The organism is Actinomadura sp. NBRC 104425 (assembly GCF_030269545.1).
GTDB lineage: Bacteria > Actinomycetota > Actinomycetes > Streptosporangiales > Streptosporangiaceae > Spirillospora > Spirillospora keratinilytica.
Genome location: NZ_BSTN01000138.1, coordinates 1 through 335 on the forward strand (window position 1 = coordinate 1; position 335 = coordinate 335).

Sequence of the window (335 nt, forward strand, 5' to 3'; positions counted from 1 at the left end):
GCGGGCTGGTCGAAGATGGTGCGCACCAGCGTCGCCACCCACGGCTGAGCCGACTTGGGGACTCTGGTGAGCAGGTTGCGCAGGTAGTGGGTGCGGCACCGCTGCCAGGACGCCCCCGGCAGCGTCGATGCGACCGCCTCGACCAGCCCGGTGTGGGCGTCGGAGACGACCAGCTGGACGCCGGACAGGCCGCGGGCGACCAGCCCGCGCAGGAAGGCGAGCCATCCGGCGCCGTCCTCGGCCGAGGCCACCTCGACCCCGAGGATCTCGCGGTGCCCGTCGGCGTTGACACCGGTCGCCACCAGCACGTGCACGTTCACGGTGCGGCCGCCCTC

General features: G+C 73.7%; 1 protein-coding gene. It reads right to left on the minus strand.

Annotation, left to right across the window (positions count from 1 at the left end; translation table 11 throughout):
• The coding region (locus QSK22_RS33460) for a transposase (protein WP_285498527.1) at window positions 1-335 on the minus strand (335 nt) is incomplete at both ends.